The organism is Caldococcus noboribetus (genome assembly GCF_055389385.1).
In genome coordinates, this window is record NZ_AP042475.1 from 179,131 (window position 1) to 198,123 (window position 18,993).

The window sequence follows — 18,993 nt, forward strand, 5'->3', positions numbered from 1 at the left end:
TGAGCTCCTGGGCGAGAAAAGTGGTCTCCCTTAAGAGGTACGAGCTTCCGCCCCTTCCGTACAACTATGATGCCCTTGAACCCATAATAAGTGCCGAAACTCTTAGGTATCACCATGACAAGCACCACCTAGGCTACGTCAACGGCGCCAACGCTGCCCTTGACAAGCTTGAGAAGTACCTTAACGGCCAGCTGACCGACATAGACGTGAGGGCAGTTGCCAGGGACTTCGAGTTCAACTACGGAGGACACATACTGCACACTCTCTACTGGCTTAACATGGCCCCTAAGGGTAAGGGAGGGGGAACGCCTGGAGGCGCCATAGGGGACGCGATAAACAAGTTCTTTGGCTCCTTTGACAAGTTTAAGAAGCTCTTCGGCGACGCCGCCAAGAACGTTGAGGGCGTAGGATGGGCCATACTTGCATACGACCCTGTAACTGGCGACCTGAGGATACTGCAGGTCGAGAAGCATAACAATGTCGTTACCACAAACCTGATACCGCTGCTAGCAGTTGACGTGTTTGAGCACGCCTACTACATAGACTACAGGAACGACAGAGCTAAGTACGTCGACAGCTGGTGGGACCTGGTAAACTGGGACGACGTGGAGGCCAGGTACCAGAAGGCGCTGAACACGCCTAAGCTGATACTTTGAAACTATGAGTAATAAATAGGCCTGTATATATTTTTGTTATCATTTAGTTTTTAATTTTTAGGTACATATTCTTGCTTTTTCCTTTCTAAAAACTACTGAGAAGTGGGACCAAGGATGACCATAAAGGTCAGGATAGACCCCAGGGATAACTGCATAGCAGACATGGTGTGCGTGAGCCTTTGCGGAGACGTCTTCGAGATGAGTGACGTGGACGGCAAGAGCCAGATAATAGCCAAGTGGAGGACGGACCCCAACGACATAAACCACGGCGAAGTGCCCGACGACTTCCAGGACTGCGTTGACGCTGCGGCCAAGAGCTGCCCGACGCAGATAATCCATTACGAGGGTCCTAACGGCTCTTACTGAAGTTTTAGAGCCCACCTTGAGGGGCTGCTCGCTAAGTATCCTAGGTTTTCCTATAAGGTCAGCTGGTTTTTTGATCCCCCATGGCCTTGTCTGCGGACACCCTGAGGGCCACGCCAAAGGCTTTAAGTATGGCTAGTATAACGCCCACTGCGTAGGCCACGTCAGGGTCCGACATGGCCCTTATCATTGCCATAGGGTCATAATAAGATGATGAAATGAGGTTGAGGCTCTTCTTAAAGCCCTCCGAGGTCCTCTTTATGACCTCGGCCACCTGCGGGTCGCCCAGGGTCCTAGAGAGCTCTATGGCGACGTCCGCAAGCCCCTTAAAGGACACCACAAGCCCTTCAACCAGCTTGCCAACCTCCTGAGGGGGCAGCTTGGAGTCCAACACCTTTGATATCTCCTGGGAGGCAGAAACTGCCCACCTGGCTATCTGGCTTGAGGGTCCCTCGCCCTGGCCGCCCTGCTTTGCAATCTCCTCCAGCGATGCTGGAAGGGCGGCAAGCAGCGATGACACAAAGGCCCCCAGGGCTGCGCCAAGCAGCTGGGCGGCCTTTATGTTGTCCTCGCTCAACTCGCTCTCCTCAGCCTTTTCTTTATGGTACACCTTTATAAGTGATTCTCAGTAATTACTTAGGGTCACTATGAGCGGCCTGGACGAAAAGGTCTACATGGTCATTAAGGCAATACCTAGAGGCAAGGTGACCACCTACAAGGCCGTAGCAGAGCTTCTTGGCGTCTCTCCCAGGACAGTGGCCAGGGCCCTCAGGAGAAATCCAAGGCCTATTGAAATACCATGTCATAGAGTGATAATGTCCGACAGGAGCGTAGGTGGCTATGCCTTCGGGGGGCCAGAGGTGAAGAGGAGGCTCCTAGAGTCCGAGGGCGTCAGGTTTGATGATAAGGGCAAAGTGCTCGAGGACTTCATAATTAGGGACCTGAGGTCTATAGATAAAAATTTATGGGTGACTGACCATAATACGTAAAGCCGTACGCTGACGCATAAAGGTGAAGCCTAATGAAGGCAGCCAAAGGCAGCGTAGACTCGTTCGCGGTGATGGCGGCCATAGTGATACTGATCACGTTCGGCGCCAGGGCCTCAAATAATATGATAGCGACCACCCTGCCCCTGCTAGTCAAGAGGCTTTTCAACTTCAACGGCCTTGCCGTAGGGCTCATAGCAACGGCCTTCATGGGATCCACCTTCGTCTCGAGCACCTTCATAAACGCTAGGCTGTCAGCGGAGTCCAGGAGAAAGTTCTTCATAGCGGCAGCCATAGCTTACGTGGCGCTGTTTCCACTCTATGCCTTCTCAAGCCCCCTGACTATCTGGCTGCTTGCAATAGCCGCCGGCATTGCGCTGGGCCCTATAATGCCTAATATAATGACCTCCGCTGGAAGCCTTAAGGACCTTAAGGCCAGGGAGAGGCTCCTCACAATCTACACGCTTGCCCTCAGCACCTCCTTGCTCGTGGGCCCTGCTATTGACTCCGTTATAGTAAAATATGTTGGGCTTAAGGACTCGTTCATATTCTTTGAGCCCATAGCGGCCCTCGTAGCAGTAGTTGCCCCACTGGTCAAGTTTCCTGAGGAGGAGCGCACAGCCAAGGGCTCAGCTAGGCCCAAGGTGGCCTCTATACTTGCCAACAACGGGTTCATAGCAGCCTCGCTCAACAACCTGACGTACTCGGTGCCCTTCGCCTTTATAACTAGCTTCGCAGGCCTCTACGCCGAGTACAGGTTTCACGTAAGCGACTCCATAGCGCTTCTGCTATACTCACTGTTCTACACAACGTCGTTCCTGGGGAGGCTGGTGTTAGCCATAAGGCCCCCATACAACGTGGTGAGGCTTATGATACTCTCGTCAAGCCTTACCCTCCTGGGCCTCATAGCTGCCTGGGCCTCGCCCAGCCTGCTGGTTTACATGGCTGCGCTGCTCCTCCTCGGAATTCCGCATGGCCTTACGTACACTCTTAGCGTCATCTCCATATCCAGGACCTTTGACCCAAGGAGCCTCAACGCCGCTAACAGCTACTTCTTCTCGATAATGATGGTAATAGGCTCCGGGCTGCCGGCCGCCCTTGGAGCTATAGTGACCGCGGCCGGGTACCAGACCACTATACTAAGCATAGTGCCTATAGTGGCTGCCATCTTTGGCGCCACCATGTTCTTTGCCCGCAGGGCCTCTGCGGTGCTCGTCAGGCCTCCTGTGATTGCGCAGGGCCCTTAAGCGGCCTCTACTAGCGTTTTTAATTACTACTGTCGGTAGTAGCAGGCGGGACCTGACTTGGCTAAGGCTTCTGAGATCCTAAGGCAGTCGGCCGGGGACCTGTGGGGCCAGTACGTGAGGAGCAGGTTCGTCGAGATGCTCCGCGACGGTACCTTGCCGAGGGACGTGTTCAGATACTACCTAGTGCAGGACTCTAAGTATGTTGCAGAGATGCAGAGGGCCGTCATAAGGGCCGCCTCTCAGGCCCCCCTTTCAGAGGCCATCAAGGTTCTCCTGGCGGTCTTTGCTAACCCCGAGCGCGGGGCTGAGGTACACTCGAAGCTTTTCAGCGAGCTTGGTATAAGCGAGGCTGAGATAAGCTCGACAGGAATGAACTTAACTAACTACGTCTATACTAGACACCTTAACTACTACGCCTCGCTCGGCTGGCCCGAGTTCCTGGCCGCGTGGGCCCCCTGCATGTGGGGCTACAGCGAGGTCGGCAGCTACGTGGCCCTCTCAAGCGACCCCCTCTACAGGGCCTGGGGCGAGTTCTACGCCTCGGAGGACTACAACTCGCGCGTGAGGGCCCTTCTTGAGGTTCTCGACTCGTACAACGTGACGCCGGAGATGCAGAGGGCCTTCGTTAACAGCGTCAGGTTTGAGATATCGTTCTGGGAGTCAGCCCTCAGAAAGGACCCAACGGTCTACTGAGACCGCACAAGGCTATTAAGGCGGCAGCCCAGTCTGAGCCCAAGGGCTTAATGGTAAGGACTCGCAGCAAGCTGATGCTGGAGGTGCTCGAAGTACTCTCAGCGCCGTACTCCGTGCTCTCAAGGCTTATGCCGCAGATGGCGGCCCTCGCCGTCATAATTGCTATAACCGCCTACGTCTTCATATACTTCCAGCACATTGACCTGGTATCCGCAATATATGCGTCCGTAGGCCTGGTGACCACCATAGGCCTCTACACCCCGCCAATAAATGCTATGCCGGACTCTGAGAAGCTGTTCCTCACAGCGCTGGTCCTGGCCTCTGTGGCGACCTACACTACTATAGTAATGAATATAGTCTCAACTATAACTAAGAGGACAGTGTGGACTGACGCCAGGGCCAGGTGGAGGGCTTCGCACGTGAAGGACCACGTTGTGGTGCTCGGCAACGTGCCTGAGGTGGCAACCGAGCTGGACAGAATGGGAGTTGAATACATCATGGTCACAAACAATGAGTCGCTGGCGGCCAGCCTCCAGAACCACAGGGTAATAATAGGTAATCCAACTAGCGAGAAGGAGCTGAGGGCCGCTGGCGTAGAGTCCGCGGCAGTTGTAATAATAGCCCTTGACAGCGACTCTGACTCGCTCACGGCCCTCATAAGGGTGAAGAGACTTAACCCCAGGGTCAGGACCGTGGTAATGATACACAACGAGGACCTGACGGACGTGTTCCTTGACTCTGGGGCTACTCAGGTTGTGAGGCTCAGGAGATTCATAGGGAGAGCCCTGGCGGGCATGGCGCTTTCAAGTAACCTTGGAGGCCTGCTGCTCGAGTCCACTGAGGGCAGCAGCAAGGCGCTTCGCCAGGCGGGCTACGGCATTGGTTTCTTCAAGGTTGAGAAGGGCTCCAAGTGCGATGGCATGGCCCTGAGGGAGCTGCCTAAGGGGGTAATACCTGTCCTGGTGGAGCGCAAGGGGGTCTTCACCCCGTACTTCTCCATGGATTTCAAGCTTGAGGAGGGCGACGGCCTCGTGGTCCTGGGGGACCCGACCAAGTTCGCTGAAATAAGGAAGATATGCTCGGCTGGCGGTGAGTCCGCTTGAGGGCGCTCATAATAGCCTCCCCAACGTTAGACAGGGTGAGACTTCCTAACGGCGTGGTCAGGCTCCAGGCCGGCGGGCCCGCGCTCTACGCTGGCTTCGCCCTCAAAAGCCTCGGATATGAAGTGTGTGCGCTGGGAACCTATGGTCGCCTCGTCAGTCCCACAGTAAAGCTGGAGTCGTCCCTCGGCATAAGGAGGCTCTGCTGCGAGGGCCGCGGCGAGGGTTACGTTTTCGCCCACTACTACGACCCCGGGTCGCCCGTCAGGAGGTCAACTATAGAAAGCTTCTCTGAGCCACTAAGGGCGGACGACCTGAGCTCGGCCATTAAGGAGTGCGATCCCGACATTGTAATCATATCTCCGGTGTACTCCGAGGTCCCTCCAGAGCTCCTGAGGCTTAGCGCGCTCAGCGGCAGGAGGGTAAGCGTTGACGTGCAGGGCTTCTCTAGGAGCTTAGGAGACGGGTGGTGGGAAAAGCTGAGCCCTGAACACGTTTCCCTGGTTCACCTCTCTAACGATGACGCGTGTGAGTCCGTGGCCGAATCCCTTGCGAGTAGGTTCCCCAACGTGCTCTACACCGTAGGGCCCGGCGGGGCGCTGATCTACGTCAATGGCAAGGTAACTGCTGTGCCATCGCCGCAGGGCAACGAGTTGCTTGAAGATAGGACCGGGGCCGGGGACGTTATGCTTGCGCTGGTATCGCACAGGTTCCTTGTGCAGGGCTTGCCCCTTGACGAGGCTTACCTTAGGTCGCAGGAGGACTTCCTTGAGATAATGAGGGGGATCTCAAAGACTAAGGTACTTGGCCAGTACTAGCCCTGGGCAGCTCCCTGGGCCTTTTTATACTTTTAAACTTACCCTCCAGTCCAAATCATAGCAGGAGGCAGCTGATGCTACTTAAGGACTTCATAACGCTGGGCGGCATGCTGAGCCTGCTGAGCGGGATAGTGGCGCTAATCACTAGCTACATAGCTTTTATGTACCAGAGAGCCGTGAGGGCGTCGCCCCTGAGCTACATAAGCTTTGGGTTCCTGCTCCTCGGCATTGGACTTATAATACAGGGTTGGCTAAGCATGTCATTAGGGCTAGGCATAGGTAACATATATGAGGACGCCAGGCTGGCCTACCTAGCGGGCGTCTCATACCTGCTTCTGCAGAACGTGGCCTACCTGGTGTTTGCCATAGGCTACACCAAGGCCGCCTACTGGGGAACCCTAGAGGCCATAGTAATCGCGCCAAGGGAGCTGAGGGAGTACTTCCTTTTAGGTCACCTTGTGTTCGACTCGTCCCAGGTCATGTCAATAACCCTCCTCTCGATAGTGATATTCGAGGGCCTCCTGCTTGAGAGCAGAGGAGGGAGCAGGGCCTCGAGGCTCATTCTGCTCTCCTTCGGCTTCCTGCTGGCGTCACATATAATAATGCTGTACTCTTCGGCCATCAGGAGCCCCTACTTCTACATCTACGGTGAGCTAGTTCAGTTCGTCTCGTTCGTGCTGCTAGCAGTTTTCCTGCTGAGGTGGAGCAGGTATTGAGCAGGTCGCCACCAAGAAGTAAGCTTAAGATATACTATGACGTGCTGAAAAGCATAGCCGATGAGAACGGCAAGGCCAGGTTCTCGCACGTGCTCTCAAGCGCTAACCTCCCCTATGACAGGTTTATTATATACCTCTCAGAGCTTGAGGAGAAGGGACTTATAATAGAGGAAAGGGGCAGCGATGGCAACTACCTCGTGCTGACCGAGAAGGGCCTGAACTTCTACCGCGAGCTCAGGAAAATGGACTACTTCCTCAGGGGCTTCGGGCTCTCCCTTTAAACGTGCTAGTACCTGCAAAGGGCCCTGTACTCCGAGTACAAACGGCTTATTTGGATAGAATGGCGCCCTAGAAGTGATGAAACGCCATGCCGCAGCTCAGGGGGCCAATAATAGTTTTCGGGGGCGACGGCTACATCGGATGGCCCCTTGCAATGCACCTTGCCATGAAAACTAGTGACGACGTAGTAATATTTGATAATATGTCAACCAGGCTGCTTGTGAAGTCGGTTAACTCTGACAGCATAATTCCCATAGCTACCATGGCCGAGAGACTCAAGGCGTTTAAAGAGTACACAGGAAGGGACAACCTGATATTCGAGCCAGGTGATGTCAGGGACCCCCAGAGAGTTGACGAAGTGATAGCTAAGTATAAGCCTTCAGCTGTGGTGCACCTGGCCCACCAGAGGTCTGCCCCCTTCAGTATGATAGACCAGAGGCACGCAGTCTATACAGAGGTAAACAACGTTGTTGGTAACCTCAACATAATCTTCTCCCTGGCAAGGCACGCGCCTGACGCCCACCTGCTTAAGATGGGCTCCATGGGCGAGTACGGGACCCCTAACATAACCATAACAGAGGGTGACATAGAGATAGAGTACAAGGGCCGCAGGGACAGGTTCCTGTTCCCAAGGATGGGCCAGAGCTTTTACCACCTCAGTAAGATCTTTGACACATACAACCTGCTCCTGGCAAATGACATCTACGGCCTTAGGGTGACTGACATAATGCAGGGAGTGGTCTTCGGGACGAGGACGCACGAAACTGTCATAGCGGAGGAGCTTCAGACTAGGCTTGACTTTGACTCCACCTGGGGAACCGTGATAAATAAATACGTTGTCCAGGCGGTACTCCTTAAGAAGCTCCTGATCTACGGCAAGGGGAGGCAGACCAGGGGCTTCCTGTCACTCTACGATAGCATTAACGCGATGACGCTGCTTCTCGAGAACCCGCCCAGGGAGGGCGAGTACAGGACCGTTAACCAGCTTGACATGATCTATGACACCCTGACCCTGGCTCAGATGGTGGCTGAGGTCGCTAAGGAGTACGGCATAGATGTCGACTTCGAGAGAATAGAGGACCCAAGAGTTGAGAAGGAGGAGCACTTCTACGATGTGGAGCATAGGGTACTCCCCTCGCTCGGGTTCCGCAGGGAGAAGGACATGAAGGACGTCATAAGGGAGATATTCGAGGACGTTATAAAATACAGGTCCAGAGTTGAGTCCATGAAGGAGCTAATCTACCCGTACGCCAGGTGGAAGGACTCATACATCTACGACAGGCAGGGCTTCAGCCTGCCCAAGGAGGTTGAGAGACCCCTTACTGTAAGTGAGATACTGAAGCTGGCCGGCTTTGGGTGACCCAGTTGGACGAGCTCAAGGTACTGCTGCTCTCCGAGTACGACAAGAGGATTGGAAAGCTAAGGAGAGGGCCCCTGCTGAGGCTTCTCAACCCACCCCCACGCGTCAGGTACTTCATCCTGCAGCGCTCAAAGATTTATGAGGCGCCTACCAATTACAGCGAGCTTTCGCCCATGGAGCTCCTCAGGTCGCTCGTCAGACAGGCTTCAAGGGCTCTAAGAGCACCTCTGGGAGAGGGCTTTGACCTTGTTCACAGCTTCTTCATAGACCTCACTCGCGCTGCGGTGCCGTGGGTTCACGAGAGCGACGAGAGCCCTGGCCAGTACCTTGATGAATACGTTAACGTGCCAGAGGTTGCCAAGGAGGCTATCACTGGGACCCTTATAGATAAGCTTGTAGACAGCAGCTGCAGGGCCGTTATAACATGGTCCAAGTGGGCTTACGAGGGCTTCCTGAGGGACGGGGTGCCGGCCTCGAAGGTTCACGTAATTCCTCCCCCTGTCTCTGTCAAGAGCAGAAGACCTCACGACACCGTTAACGTGCTAATAGTGGCCAGGGACCCCATCAGGAAAGGGCTCGACGTGGCGCTTAAGGCGTTCGTAAGGATACACAGATACTTTAGCAACGTGAGGCTAATAGTTATAGGCCCCAGAGCCTCTAGGCTGACCGAGGTGGGACTTAAAGGCATCAGGGCCTTTGAAAGGGTTGACGACCGTACTTTACATGAGGTCATTATGCCAACTACGGACGTAGTGCTGGCCCCGAGCAGGGCCGAGGCTTATAACCTGACAGTGCTTGAGGCCATGGCATATGGGGCTATCCCGATAGTGACCAACGTAGGCGCCCTCCCTGAGCTTGTAGGCGAGGCAGGCCTCGTAGTTGAGAAGGACAACTATGATATGCTTGCTGACTCCCTAGAGAAGCTGGTTAGCGACCAGGACCTCAGGGAAAGCCTCTCAGCGAGGGCACAGGAGGTAGTCAGAAGGGACCACGACCCAGAGGTTATAGGAGAGAGCCTCCTTAAGGTGTACAGGCAGGCCTCGGAAGGCTGAGGTGCTCTTGAGGAGGGAGTCCTTAGGCTTCGTGCTTTCCGCGGCCTCCATAAGGTTCGCCACCGCATCCCTCCAGGCCACAGCCGTGGCCTTCCTCGCGATCTCTGGCATCAAGACCCCTCTTATCTCTTACATGGTAATCCTCATGTGGATATCCATAGCTTTTGGCTCCCTCGCGGCAACCCTTGCTAAGAGGGCTAAGGCAAGCAGCCTTGTGGGCCTCCCGCTCATGGCTTTGGGGCTCATAACCTTAGCCTTAAGTCCAAGTCTTGCTGTTCTAAGCATAATAGCTGCGGGCTTTGGATCCGGGATGGCAGGCTCTGCGCTGGCCCCATCGTTGCACAGGCTTTCGTCAAGGGAAAGGCCCATGGAGGGGCTGGGCAGCTACTCCTTAGGGCTCTCCCTTGGCCTTATCGCCGCCACCCTCATCTCATCATTGATGCCGTCTTCAGAGCTGGGGCTCGTCTTCATTGCCGCTGGGGCTGTAGCCATAGCCTCGGCCCTCCACGTGCTCTTGACACCTCTGCCGTCACACGCTAACGTGCACATAAGGTTGCCCGCTCTTAGCGACCTCAGGAGGTTCTTCACCACGAGAAGGTTCGCTAAGGCATTTTACGTGAACTTCCTGTACTCCACGATATTTCCGCTTGTGTTATCCTACTGGTCCCTCTATGCAATTAAGGTGCTGGGCATGAGCACTGGGCAGGCCTTTGGACTCCTGACGGCCATGTTTGTAATATCAGCGGCTATAAGGCTTGGCTCCACCAGGCTCAGGAACGTAAAAGCAGCAGAGATAGCAGCGTTGGTGGCGCTCACGATATCAACTGCCCTGCTGTCAACTAACGTCATCGAATTTGTGACTGCTGGCATTATACTCTTCGGCGTGCCTCACGCGCTTATTTATCCAGTGTCACTCTACGAGTCGTTTGAATCGTCACCGGACAGCGAGATCAAGGCGAGCTACGTAATAGCTCTCTCCTCAGGCGCTGGGGAAGTGCTTGCCCCCCTTGTGGCCTCGCTTATGGTCATGTTAGGCGCTATAGAACATATATACGTAGTTTCGGTGCCCCTTGCGGCAGTTGCCCTGGCGCTGGCCCTAGTCCTCTGAGCCTAATGAACTGTGCTTCCACTTTAAATCGCCGGGCGAAACGGTCGTACGGGGTAGAGGATGAGCAAGGAGGTAGAGGAGCTCAGGTCGTTGGTGGTCAAGGTTGCTGAGGGCGCAGCCAAGATGCTGAGGGAGGAGTGGTGCACGGACTCGACAAAGAGGGTCAAGGGAGAGACCATAAGGGCTGACCTTGAGTCAGAGAAGGCCATATTCGAGGATCTCAGGGCCCAGGGGCTCAGCTTCAAAATGGTGAGCGAGGAGAGCGGAGTCATGGGGAACGGGGACTACACCTTCGTAGTAGACCCCCTGGACGGGAGCCTCAACTATGAGAACTGCATACCATGGTGCTCGGTCTCCATAGCAGTTATACCGCCGGGCTCGAGGTCCCTATCTGACGCCGTGGCCGGCGCGGTGGCCCCCATAGGTTTCGGCAAGACCATATCATTTGGCAGAGGGGAGGGGTGCTTTGAAGGCAACGAGAGGGTCGCGCCGCCGGCCTCTGAGAGCGAGATAGTGTTTGTCTATGTTGAGAGGCCCGAGGAGGCTTACAGGATATCCAGGCTCTTCAACTACATACCCAAGCTCAAGGTCAGGAGCCTCGGCAGCTCAGCCCTGGAGATAGCCATGGTAGGTCTCGGCAGGGGGCTCGCCTTCATAGACCTCAGGGGCAAGCTGAGGAACGTTGACGTGGCTGCAGCCCTCGGCATAGCCAGGGAGTGCGGCGCCGCCACGCTAGACTCTAAAGGCAACGAGCTTGGCGGGGACATCGATAAAGTGTCGGCGGTAGGTGATGTTATAGTGGCCAGGAAGGAGAGGGCAGCAGATATCATCAGGGCTATTTCTGAGGCTCCCTGAGCTCCCTGGGCACCTTATACCTCAGAATAGCTATCACGCCTCCCATAGAGGCTACCGTGTCAGAGGCAGGGGAGTCCTTGGTTATCACCACTACCTCGCCTCCCCGGGACTCCACGCTTTCAATAACCTCCTGGGCAGCCTCCCTCTCGCTATCGTTTAGGGAGTAGAGAAGCGAGTCCACTATAACTAGGGACCTCACGGCCCCCAGCTCTGCGGCTAGCCTCACCTCAGGCAAGGTGTAGGCCACAAGGTCAGGGTTTGTCGAGACAAGCCTCATGAACTCGCCAAGTATGCTCTCCGCCCTAACGCTGTTCATCTCATTAAGGGCCTCCAGCACGCTCTGCCTTCTCATGACTTCATAGATTCCCTCCACGCCGCCAGAGGACACCGTGTCCTCCACGACCCTTAGGCCGCGGGCCAGCAGCCTCACCTTGGATGCCACCTCGTCCTTCATGGTCGTTGGACCTGCAACTACGACTACGTTGGCACTCTCTTTAGAGGCCTGCTCCACGAGCTCGTTTGCAATCCTATCTATGGCCTCCTCAAGGTTTGCCTCTCTCCTTGGGTCATCCTTGGAGCCCAGGGAGAGCGGGTTCTCATAGAGTATCCTGAGGCCCACGGGGGTCAGGACGGCCAGTGCGTAGCTGTCGTAGTCTACTGCAAGTATAATTGCCCTGCCCCTGGGCCCGCTAGCCCTTAGCTTCTCTATAATCCTCTGGCTCCACCCCCCGTCCCTTATGAGGGTGACCCACTGGTTGAGCCCAATGTAGGCTGACTGATGCTTGCCCTTGACGCCGAACCTGTCTGGGCCCTCCTCGATGACGCCGAAGACCCTCAGGGTTCCAGTGAAAGGCTGAAACTCAACGCTCTCGACCCTTAGCAGGACCTCAATGGGCCTCCTCTCCTTGCTCTTAGCGTCCCTCCCGCCCACGTCACGGGTAACGACGGTCCTTATCAGGTCGCCCTGCCTTAAAGTCATAGCTAACGTCCACAGGTCCTCCTCGCTCCTGGGCAGCACCTCTATGTACCTGGCCTTGGAGTCTAGCAGCCTGACCTCCATGTCGTACTTCCTTTCCCAGTTCAGGTGGACCGCACCGCTTAAAGTCTAGCATAGCCCGCTAGCTACTGGGGCCTGAGGCTTGGCCATAGACGTCAGGAGCACGCTGCCAACCAAGATAAACCTGATAAGGCTGCGAAGGGAGTACGCCACTATAAGGAGAATTAGGAGGGTACTCGAGGAGAAGAGGGACGTACTACTTCACTACATAAGGAGCGTCGCGGAGGACTATAACAGGTACCAGAAGGAGGTCTACAGCAGACTCGAGGAGATGTTCACGGAGTTCTACAGGGGCGAGGCCTCGGAGGGCCTGCAGAGGACGTGGGCCTACGCCAGTTCCGTTAAGAGCTCGCTCAGGATAAAGGCTGGGGTTACGGTTATGTTCACAGTTAAGGCCCCCGTGTTTCAGCTTATACCGACGTCTGTGGCAAGCCCCGCCATACCTCCAGGCTCCTCGCCTGACCTGGTGGAGAGCTACGTCATGCTAAGGGAGGAGGTTCCCGCAATACTTAGGCTTGCGCAGTACGAGGAGACCATAACTAGGCTGATAGAGGAGCTGAAGAGGACGCAGAGGCTCATTAACTCGCTTGACTATGTTATAATACCAAGCTATGAGAAGGCCATAAAGTTCATATCAATGGTGCTTGACGAGAGGGAAAGGGAGGACTTCGTTAGGCTTAAGCACCTTAAAAGAATGCTCACGGCTGTTGAGGAGAGCAAGGCAGCTAAGGCGCCAACGCCCCAACAACTATGAACACCACTGCAATGCCTATGAGCACCGCCAGGAACTTGCCCGGCGTCAGGTTCCCCATAGCTTTTATGCCCCTAGCTATGAGCACCACGCCTCCTATCACTATTATGGCGAGCAGCATTACGACTCCAGCTAGGGCGAGCACGTTGCCCGCTGAGCTCAGCTGAAGCCCGCTAAAGTGACTAAACACGGAGTTTACAGCGTACTGCAGGGCCTCTAAGGTCACTCCTTCTCACCGCTACTTACTTACTCCGCTAGCTCACTAAGGGTATCGCGCACAGTAATACTTCCTGAGGCGCAACGCTGTTTTCTCCCAGGCTCCACTTTAGCGTAGGGGGCTTGCACGTGGCCCTGCAGCAGGGCCCTAAGGCGTGGCTGCTGACCATAGGCAACGAGATACTAATAGGGAGGATAGTGAACACCAACGCTGCGTGGCTTGCTAGAAGGCTGACCTTCCTTGGGTTCAGCGTTGAGAGGATTATAGTTACTCCCGACGACCTTGAGGAGATAGGCGATGAAATAAGGAGAGCGCTCTCAAGGGGCGTGAGGCTGCTCATAACCACTGGGGGGCTCGGACCGACGTATGATGACAGGACCCTTGAGGCCGTGGCCCTGGCGACTAACCGCAGGCTTGTGCTTAACAAGGATGCCTACGAGATGGTCTTAGCCAAGTACAGCCAGGGCGGCCTACAGATGACCAAGGAGAGGGAGAAGATGGCCTACATGCCTGAGGGGGCCGTGGCGCTGAGGAACTCTGCAGGAACTGCCCCTGGCTCATGGCTTGACCTTGGCAGCACTATAATAGTTTCGCTTCCTGGCGTGCCCAAGGAGATGGAGGCAATATTTGAGGAGGAGGTAATGCCAAGGCTTAAGGCCATAGCTCCGCAGCTCTCGGTGGTCGAGTGCGGCTTCAGGGTAGTCGGCGTGCCCGAGTCGTCGCTGGCCCCATTCGTTGAGGAGGCCGAGAGGAAGAACCCGGGCTGCTACGTAAAGAGTCACCCGAAGGGAGTAGAGGTCGGGAACCCTATCCTAGAGATAAAAGTCCTGGCCTCAGGCGCCTCAAAGGAGGAGGCCCTAACTAAGGCCATGTCAGCCCTGGAGGCCGTTAAAGTTGGAGCGCAGAAGCTCGGCGGAAAGGTTAGTGAGGAAGGCTGTTCGTGACAAGTTAGTGATAACCTTTTCCATAGCGGCCGCAGGAGGGGTCCTAGTTGCCATGAGCCCTAGGCTCGGAAGGGCCTACCTTTTCCTGGGCGCAGCCATAATGCTAGCGGCCCCATGGCTCTCCTACCTTATAATACTCTGGCTCTACAGGGACAAGGTGCTCCGCGGGGGCTGAAGGGCGTCTAAACGGCTTTATATAAATTTTCCCGCCAACCTTAGTGTAAGGAGGTAGCCTTGTCTGAGGTCCGCGCAGGACCGCCCAAGCTAAAGGTAAGCGGCGATCCGGAGCTGATAAAGCTCGTGGAGGACGCGCTTAAAGAGGTCTATGACCCAGAGATACCCGTGGATATATTCAACCTTGGCCTAGTTTATGAGATAGAGGCGACCAAGGAGAACGGGAAGCCAAAGGTCAGGATACTTATGACGCTGACAGCCGTCGGCTGTCCGGTGACAGGTTCAATACTGGGTTACGTCGAGCAGGCCATAATGGACAGGATTCCTGGCATCAGTGAAGACGACATAGAGATTGACGTGACCTTTGATCCGCCCTGGAACCCTGACATGGTCAGCGAGGAGGGCAGGGAGCTGCTCAAGGAAGTATATGGCTATGACGTAGTTGAGGAGTGGAAGCAGAGGTATCAGCAGATGAACGAGGAGCAGAGCCCACAGCAGGGCAACGCATAAAGCTTCGCACGGGACCATTGCCGCTAGCGTAGGCAGGGCGTCGTGAGCTGGGTAATAGGCGTCGACGAGGCGGGAAGGGGAAGCCTAGTTGGAGAGCTTATGTTAGCCTGCTTCGCTACCAAGGAGGAGAACTTAGGCCTCCTCAAGGATATGGGCGTAAGGGACAGCAAGCAGCTAACCCCTCACTCAAGGGAAAGGCTCTACAGGTCTATAGTCAGGCTCGGCGAGTTTGTAGTAGTCCCAATAAGGCCAGCCGAGATAGACAGGGAGAACGTTAACAGGCTTGAGGAAAGGGCCGCCCTCAACGGGTTAAAGATATTACTCGGCAGGCTAGGGGCCGGGCTCGTCAAGGCCATTTACATAGATAAGTTCGGCGAGCTCAAGACCCTTCCGGAGGAGCTTAAGAGACTTGGCTTCATGGGAAGGCTCGTAGTAGAGCCTAAGGCGGACGCTAACTATGTCGTTGTCTCTGCCGCGAGCATAATTGCCAAGGTAATAAGGGACCGCAGGATAGAGGTCCTCAGGTCCATGTATGGGGTAGAGGGCAGCGGCTACCCCTCGGACCCGCTGACCGTGAGCTGGGTCAAGAGAGTGCTCTCCTCAGGGGCCAGGCCGCCAATAATAAGGTACTCCTGGGGCACCTTGAGAGGCACCAACGCTTTTGTTAGGAAAGCTAAAAGCCCTAGGAGGACACTTGAGGACTTCATGGTATAGGGGTGCTGGAGACGAGCGATAAAGTTCAGCAAAGCCTAGAGTCAAGGCCTTCTGGGGCCCTCCTTAAGCTTATGGACGCCTATGGCTATGATGTGCTTGGCTCTAGGGAGTGGCTTGAGGGGGACAGGCTCTACAGGCTGGGCTTCCAGTACGCGGCTGTTGAGATGTTGATAAGGGAGTACTTCCTGGGCGAGGAGGCGTTTAAGGGCAAGAAAGCTTACGAGACTGAATGGAAGGGTAAAAACAAGTCAATAGTGTACGGCAAGGGTGAAGTTAACGCGGACGCCGTGATAGTAAGGAAGCCCTCCCCTACTGAGAAGACCGTTCCGTGGAGGGCGCTCCTTGACTACTTGCCTCAGCCTCCGCTTCCCCTGTTCGTGATAGACCTCAGCATGAAGTTCCTGCACACGCCTGAGGAGCTCTCCAAGCTCAGGCTTCAGCTGAGCGTCACGCTCTCAGTGATAAGGGAGTACCTCTGGGACGCCCACATGTCGATAACGGGGGCCGACGAGGAGACGGCTAAGTGGATAAATGAAGTAATGGGCGTCAACAAGGTAGCCATAGTTAATGCTAGGCCCAGTGAGGTCCTCTGGGGCTATGACGCCGATAAGGTTATAATATTAAGGCCTGACGCCTCTACGCCCCTCAAGCCAGACGACGTGATGACTGCTGACGCCTTCCTGATAGGGGGCATAGTGGACAAGATACCGAGGCCCGGCCTCAGCAGGATGCTCGACAGCCTGGTGCCCTGGGGGGTTCCAAGGAGGATAGAGCTCAAGGGCTCTGTGATTGGAGTTCCCGAGAGAATAAACAGGATAGTAGAGGTCCTCCTCAAGAGTCGCTACCTCTATGGAGGTGACATAGAGAAGGCCATAATAACAACGATGAGCAAGAAGGACAGGATAGCAAGGGCCTACAGGGAGATAGTGAAGTACTCAAGCGACAAGGGCACAAACAAAGTCAACAACGACTTCTATGAACAGCTGAGGTCATGGCTTCCCCTCACATATGATGAGTTCCTCGAAGCCGCCAGACGCGCACACGTAGAAGTTATTAATAATAACAACTAGGATTGCATCACATTTTCTATTTCTATAGCTTTAGGGCGCGAGAGCTTAGCACTAGCTAAAAGGCTTTCAGGCGAGCGTTACAGTAAGGAAACACTTATTTACCCGTCCTGGGAACTCTAAGCCTGCCGGCCCGGCCATAGTGGCCTGGCAACACCCGGACTCATCTCGAACCCGGAAGTTAAGCAGGCCACGTTGGAGGGGGCAGTGAGGTCCGAAAGGCCTCGCAGCCCCCTCCAAGCCGGGGCCGGCGCTTCTGAAGGTCCTAGCTTAAACTAAGGCCAGGCCTGACGCGTGATAAGGAATTAAAGTTAAGGACTCACAGAAGGCAGGGTACTGCTGCTTGGGGCTCTCAATAAGGGGCCTGGTTAAGAGCTTCGGAAAGCATAGGGTGCTGAACGGCATAGACCTTGACGTCCACGATGGAGAACTCTTTGTGATATTGGGATACTCTGGCTCAGGAAAGACTACCCTGCTCAGGTGCATAGCAGGCCTTGAGAAGGTCGACGCAGGGAAAATATACATAGACAACGTCGACGTCACGGACCTGCCCCCAGGCAAAAGATCGGTCTCTATGCTCTTCCAGAACTACGTGCTTTACCCCCATAAGACAGTCCTAGAGAACATAATGATGCCAATAGAGGGCGAGCCCGACGCCCGCAAGCGCACTATTGATATGGCTGAGGAGCTTGGCATAAGGGACCTCCTCGACCGCTACCCCTCACAGCTGTCCGGGGGACAGCAGCAGAGGGTCGCCCTGGCCAGGGCGCTGGTCAAAAGACCTAAGGTCCTCCTCCTTGATGAGCCCCTGAGCAACATAGATGCGCCGCAGAGGATATCCGCGAGGAGGTTCATAAAGGACCTGCAGAGGAGGGAGAGGATAACAACCATATACGTCACGCACGACCAGATAGAGGCCATGGCCGAGGCTGACAGGATGGCAATAATGATGGAGGGGAGAATACTTCAGGTTGGCACGCCAGAGGAGCTCTATTACGATCCTGCAAATAAGTACGTGGCCGCCTTTGTCGGGGATCCGCCCATGGCAATAATTGATGGCTCCGTGATAGGCCTCAAGGGGACTATAGGCGTTAGAGCTGATGATGTAATTATAGGCCAGGGCCCCTATGAAGGTGTAGTTGACACAGTAGAGTTCATAATGGGCAAGTACCTAGTTCACATAGAGCTTGGAGACTACGAAATTAGAGGCTACTCCAGCCAGAGGCTGAAGGAAGGCGAAAGGGTCAGATTTAACATACTCAAGTTTAAGACTTTTGAAGAATAGCCATGCCTTAACTAGTTAGTCCACTTACTAACTTGCTGTCTTTTAAACTCTCACGGTTCATTGAGAAGGGGCCGTAAACTTGCTGAGAAGCGCTAAGATGCTGTCCCTCACAGTCAAGTTTTACAGAACCTACCTTATGAGGCGAGAGATAAACATAGGCTTTGCTGCAGCGCTAGCAGCCTTCGCCCTCAGGGCCTACGCCTCGGGCTACCTCGTGCCGCTGTCAATAACAAACCTTGTGAATTACCTTCAGAGGAATGACGGCCTTGGGCTTAGAAGGGCCCTGCTCATGATGGTGATGGCTGCAGTCATCTATGGGGCCACGGAGTGGCTCTACAGGCCCTTCTGGGTCTCGATAGTCAGGGGGATCTCTGAGATAAAGCTGAGGCTAGTAAACGACCTCAGGAGGTCTGGTGACCCCTCGGATATAGTAGGAAGGGTTGCAAATGACGTCGACTTCGTCATGTGGAACGTAGGAGGCATGTACACCACCTTCGTCCCTAACCTGCTTACAGCAGCCACTGCGGCGGTCACCGTGTGGGAGCTGTCGCCATTTATAGGCATGCTCACGGTGGCTGTCATGCCCCTCTCCCTCGCAATACTGGAGCCCTACCTTGCTGGGGTAGAGGGGGCCAGAAGCGTGGAGAGGAAGTACTATAGCGATATGATACACAAGATTGAGGACCTCCTAAGGGGTGAGTCGCCGGAGGGCGAGGTCCTGGGCTCTATTACTAGGTGGCAGCACGGCATGATAAAGCAGGTACATTATGACAGGGTGTTCTGGTCCCTCTCGCTAATCTATGGATATGGCCTCCCAGCGTTAATGGCGTTTGTTGGTGTTCAACAGGTCAGGTCAGGGAAACTCAGCATCGGAGACCTCACAGGCATAATTTACGCGCTCTATAACGTGTTTCCGCCACTTGTTAACGCCCTCTGGGGCCTCTGCGTGCTAGGTCAGAGCATGGTTCCCATAATGAGGATACTTGAGCTCTCCGAGAAGGGCGGCGTCGCGGGGACTAAAACGTTGGTAGCGAAGTAACA

24 protein-coding genes and 1 rRNA gene are annotated in these 18,993 nt (G+C 55.0%); 22 read left to right on the top strand and 3 right to left on the bottom strand.

Translation table 11 applies throughout. The annotated features are described in order from the left end of the window. Positions 1–20: 20 nt before the first annotated feature. Positions 21–656 carry a superoxide dismutase gene (locus tag ACZ5GQ_RS00935; RefSeq protein ID WP_498856795.1) on the top strand — a complete coding sequence of 212 codons (636 nt, stop codon included), beginning with the start codon at positions 21–23 and terminating at the stop codon, positions 654–656. Between the two features lie 114 nt (positions 657–770). After that, positions 771–1,022, top strand: coding sequence for a ferredoxin (locus tag ACZ5GQ_RS00940; RefSeq protein ID WP_498856796.1), 252 nt, complete (start codon positions 771–773; stop codon positions 1,020–1,022). Positions 1,023–1,080: 58 nt separating this feature from the next. Here ACZ5GQ_RS00940 and ACZ5GQ_RS00945 read toward each other — a convergent pair whose 3' ends face one another. Continuing rightward, complete coding sequence (locus ACZ5GQ_RS00945; RefSeq protein ID WP_498856797.1) at positions 1,081–1,596, bottom strand: helical membrane plugin domain-containing protein; 516 nt, start codon at positions 1,594–1,596, stop codon at positions 1,081–1,083. A gap of 70 nt (positions 1,597–1,666) precedes the next feature. On the opposite strand from ACZ5GQ_RS00945, the gene ACZ5GQ_RS00950 reads away from it, so the two are divergent. The 11 genes from ACZ5GQ_RS00950 (at position 1,667) to ACZ5GQ_RS01000 (ending at position 11,233) form a co-directional block, all read left to right on the top strand. Beyond that, positions 1,667–2,008, top strand: coding sequence for an MGMT family protein (locus ACZ5GQ_RS00950; RefSeq protein ID WP_498856798.1), 342 nt, complete (start codon positions 1,667–1,669; stop codon positions 2,006–2,008). A gap of 32 nt (positions 2,009–2,040) precedes the next feature. Further along, complete coding sequence (locus ACZ5GQ_RS00955) at positions 2,041–3,252, top strand: MFS transporter (protein ID WP_498856799.1); 1,212 nt, start codon at positions 2,041–2,043, stop codon at positions 3,250–3,252. 57 nt (positions 3,253–3,309) lie between these two features. After that, a complete protein-coding gene (locus ACZ5GQ_RS00960; protein WP_498856800.1) occupies positions 3,310–3,945 on the top strand; it encodes a TenA family protein in 636 nt (211 codons plus the stop codon). 50 nt (positions 3,946–3,995) lie between these two features. Continuing rightward, on the top strand, positions 3,996–5,048 hold the full coding sequence (locus tag ACZ5GQ_RS00965; RefSeq protein WP_498856801.1) for a potassium channel family protein: 1,053 nt from the start codon (positions 3,996–3,998) through the stop codon (positions 5,046–5,048). Then, complete coding sequence (locus ACZ5GQ_RS00970) at positions 5,045–5,863, top strand: carbohydrate kinase family protein (protein WP_498856802.1); 819 nt, start codon at positions 5,045–5,047, stop codon at positions 5,861–5,863. The genes ACZ5GQ_RS00965 and ACZ5GQ_RS00970 overlap by 4 nt, the downstream gene beginning before the upstream one ends. 74 nt (positions 5,864–5,937) lie before the next feature. Beyond that, entirely contained in the window at positions 5,938–6,579 is a 642-nt protein-coding gene (locus tag ACZ5GQ_RS00975) for a hypothetical protein (protein ID WP_498856803.1), read from the top strand. After that, entirely contained in the window at positions 6,576–6,860 is a 285-nt protein-coding gene (locus ACZ5GQ_RS00980; RefSeq protein ID WP_498856804.1) for a winged helix-turn-helix domain-containing protein, read from the top strand. Before ACZ5GQ_RS00975 ends, ACZ5GQ_RS00980 begins: the two co-directional genes overlap by 4 nt. An 86-nt stretch (positions 6,861–6,946) precedes the next feature. After that, complete coding sequence (locus tag ACZ5GQ_RS00985) at positions 6,947–8,218, top strand: NAD-dependent epimerase/dehydratase family protein (RefSeq protein WP_498856805.1); 1,272 nt, start codon at positions 6,947–6,949, stop codon at positions 8,216–8,218. Between the two features lie 5 nt (positions 8,219–8,223). Continuing rightward, positions 8,224–9,270, top strand: a complete 1,047-nt coding sequence (locus ACZ5GQ_RS00990; RefSeq protein WP_498856806.1) for a glycosyltransferase family 4 protein — start codon at positions 8,224–8,226, stop codon at positions 9,268–9,270. 7 nt (positions 9,271–9,277) lie between these two features. After that, positions 9,278–10,378, top strand: a complete 1,101-nt coding sequence (locus tag ACZ5GQ_RS00995) for an MFS transporter (protein ID WP_498856807.1) — start codon at positions 9,278–9,280, stop codon at positions 10,376–10,378. 60 nt (positions 10,379–10,438) lie between these two features. Then, the gene (locus ACZ5GQ_RS01000) at positions 10,439–11,233 is read left to right on the top strand and encodes an FIG domain-containing protein (RefSeq protein WP_498856808.1); all 795 of its coding nucleotides are present in this window, start codon (positions 10,439–10,441) and stop codon (positions 11,231–11,233) included. Here the strand turns inward: ACZ5GQ_RS01000 and ACZ5GQ_RS01005 are convergent. Further along, the gene (locus ACZ5GQ_RS01005) at positions 11,214–12,293 is read right to left on the bottom strand and encodes a pelota family protein (RefSeq protein WP_498856809.1); all 1,080 of its coding nucleotides are present in this window, start codon (positions 12,291–12,293) and stop codon (positions 11,214–11,216) included. The two genes, ACZ5GQ_RS01000 and ACZ5GQ_RS01005, sit on opposite strands and share 20 nt — an antisense overlap. A gap of 79 nt (positions 12,294–12,372) precedes the next feature. Here ACZ5GQ_RS01005 and ACZ5GQ_RS01010 point away from each other — a divergent pair, with 79 nt between their 5' ends. Further along, positions 12,373–13,044, top strand: coding sequence for a V-type ATP synthase subunit D (locus tag ACZ5GQ_RS01010; protein WP_498856810.1), 672 nt, complete (start codon positions 12,373–12,375; stop codon positions 13,042–13,044). On the opposite strand, the gene ACZ5GQ_RS01015 is transcribed toward ACZ5GQ_RS01010, so the two are convergent. After that, complete coding sequence (locus ACZ5GQ_RS01015; RefSeq protein WP_498856811.1) at positions 13,016–13,267, bottom strand: hypothetical protein; 252 nt, start codon at positions 13,265–13,267, stop codon at positions 13,016–13,018. The genes ACZ5GQ_RS01010 and ACZ5GQ_RS01015 overlap by 29 nt on opposite strands. 119 nt (positions 13,268–13,386) lie before the next feature. Between ACZ5GQ_RS01015 and ACZ5GQ_RS01020 the strand changes: the two genes are divergently transcribed. The 8 genes from ACZ5GQ_RS01020 to ACZ5GQ_RS01055 all read left to right on the top strand — a co-directional run bounded on the left by ACZ5GQ_RS01020 (position 13,387) and on the right by ACZ5GQ_RS01055 (position 18,991). Continuing rightward, on the top strand, positions 13,387–14,202 hold the full coding sequence (locus tag ACZ5GQ_RS01020) for a nicotinamide mononucleotide deamidase-related protein (protein WP_498856812.1): 816 nt from the start codon (positions 13,387–13,389) through the stop codon (positions 14,200–14,202). Next, complete coding sequence (locus ACZ5GQ_RS01025; RefSeq protein WP_498856813.1) at positions 14,183–14,377, top strand: hypothetical protein; 195 nt, start codon at positions 14,183–14,185, stop codon at positions 14,375–14,377. Before ACZ5GQ_RS01020 ends, ACZ5GQ_RS01025 begins: the two co-directional genes overlap by 20 nt. A gap of 59 nt (positions 14,378–14,436) precedes the next feature. Then, entirely contained in the window at positions 14,437–14,886 is a 450-nt protein-coding gene (locus ACZ5GQ_RS01030) for a metal-sulfur cluster assembly factor (protein WP_498856814.1), read from the top strand. Between the two features lie 42 nt (positions 14,887–14,928). Then, entirely contained in the window at positions 14,929–15,600 is a 672-nt protein-coding gene (gene rnhB / locus ACZ5GQ_RS01035) for a ribonuclease HII (protein ID WP_498856815.1), read from the top strand. 2 nt (positions 15,601–15,602) lie between these two features. Next, positions 15,603–16,670 carry a tRNA (guanine-N1)-methyltransferase gene (locus ACZ5GQ_RS01040; RefSeq protein WP_498856816.1) on the top strand — a complete coding sequence of 356 codons (1,068 nt, stop codon included), beginning with the start codon at positions 15,603–15,605 and terminating at the stop codon, positions 16,668–16,670. A 126-nt stretch (positions 16,671–16,796) separates the two neighbouring features. After that, a 5S ribosomal RNA gene (gene rrf, locus ACZ5GQ_RS01045) occupies positions 16,797–16,918 on the top strand. Between the two features lie 92 nt (positions 16,919–17,010). Continuing rightward, a complete protein-coding gene (locus ACZ5GQ_RS01050) occupies positions 17,011–17,952 on the top strand; it encodes an ABC transporter ATP-binding protein (protein ID WP_498856817.1) in 942 nt (313 codons plus the stop codon). A gap of 79 nt (positions 17,953–18,031) precedes the next feature. Beyond that, complete coding sequence (locus tag ACZ5GQ_RS01055) at positions 18,032–18,991, top strand: ABC transporter ATP-binding protein (protein ID WP_498856818.1); 960 nt, start codon at positions 18,032–18,034, stop codon at positions 18,989–18,991. Positions 18,992–18,993: the final 2 nt, after the last annotated feature.

Coding starts and splice junctions, on each gene's coding strand:
- ACZ5GQ_RS01000 (WP_498856808.1), top strand. CDS start 10,439: ATGAGCAAGGAGGTAGAGGAGCTCAGGTCGTTGGTGGTCAAGGTTGCT.
- ACZ5GQ_RS00965 (WP_498856801.1), top strand. CDS start 3,996: ATGGTAAGGACTCGCAGCAAGCTGATGCTGGAGGTGCTCGAAGTACTC.
- ACZ5GQ_RS00940 (WP_498856796.1), top strand. CDS start 771: ATGACCATAAAGGTCAGGATAGACCCCAGGGATAACTGCATAGCAGAC.
- ACZ5GQ_RS00955 (WP_498856799.1), top strand. CDS start 2,041: ATGAAGGCAGCCAAAGGCAGCGTAGACTCGTTCGCGGTGATGGCGGCC.
- ACZ5GQ_RS00975 (WP_498856803.1), top strand. CDS start 5,938: ATGCTACTTAAGGACTTCATAACGCTGGGCGGCATGCTGAGCCTGCTG.
- ACZ5GQ_RS01005 (WP_498856809.1), bottom strand. CDS start 12,293: ATGGAGGTCAGGCTGCTAGACTCCAAGGCCAGGTACATAGAGGTGCTG.
- ACZ5GQ_RS00950 (WP_498856798.1), top strand. CDS start 1,667: ATGAGCGGCCTGGACGAAAAGGTCTACATGGTCATTAAGGCAATACCT.
- ACZ5GQ_RS00985 (WP_498856805.1), top strand. CDS start 6,947: ATGCCGCAGCTCAGGGGGCCAATAATAGTTTTCGGGGGCGACGGCTAC.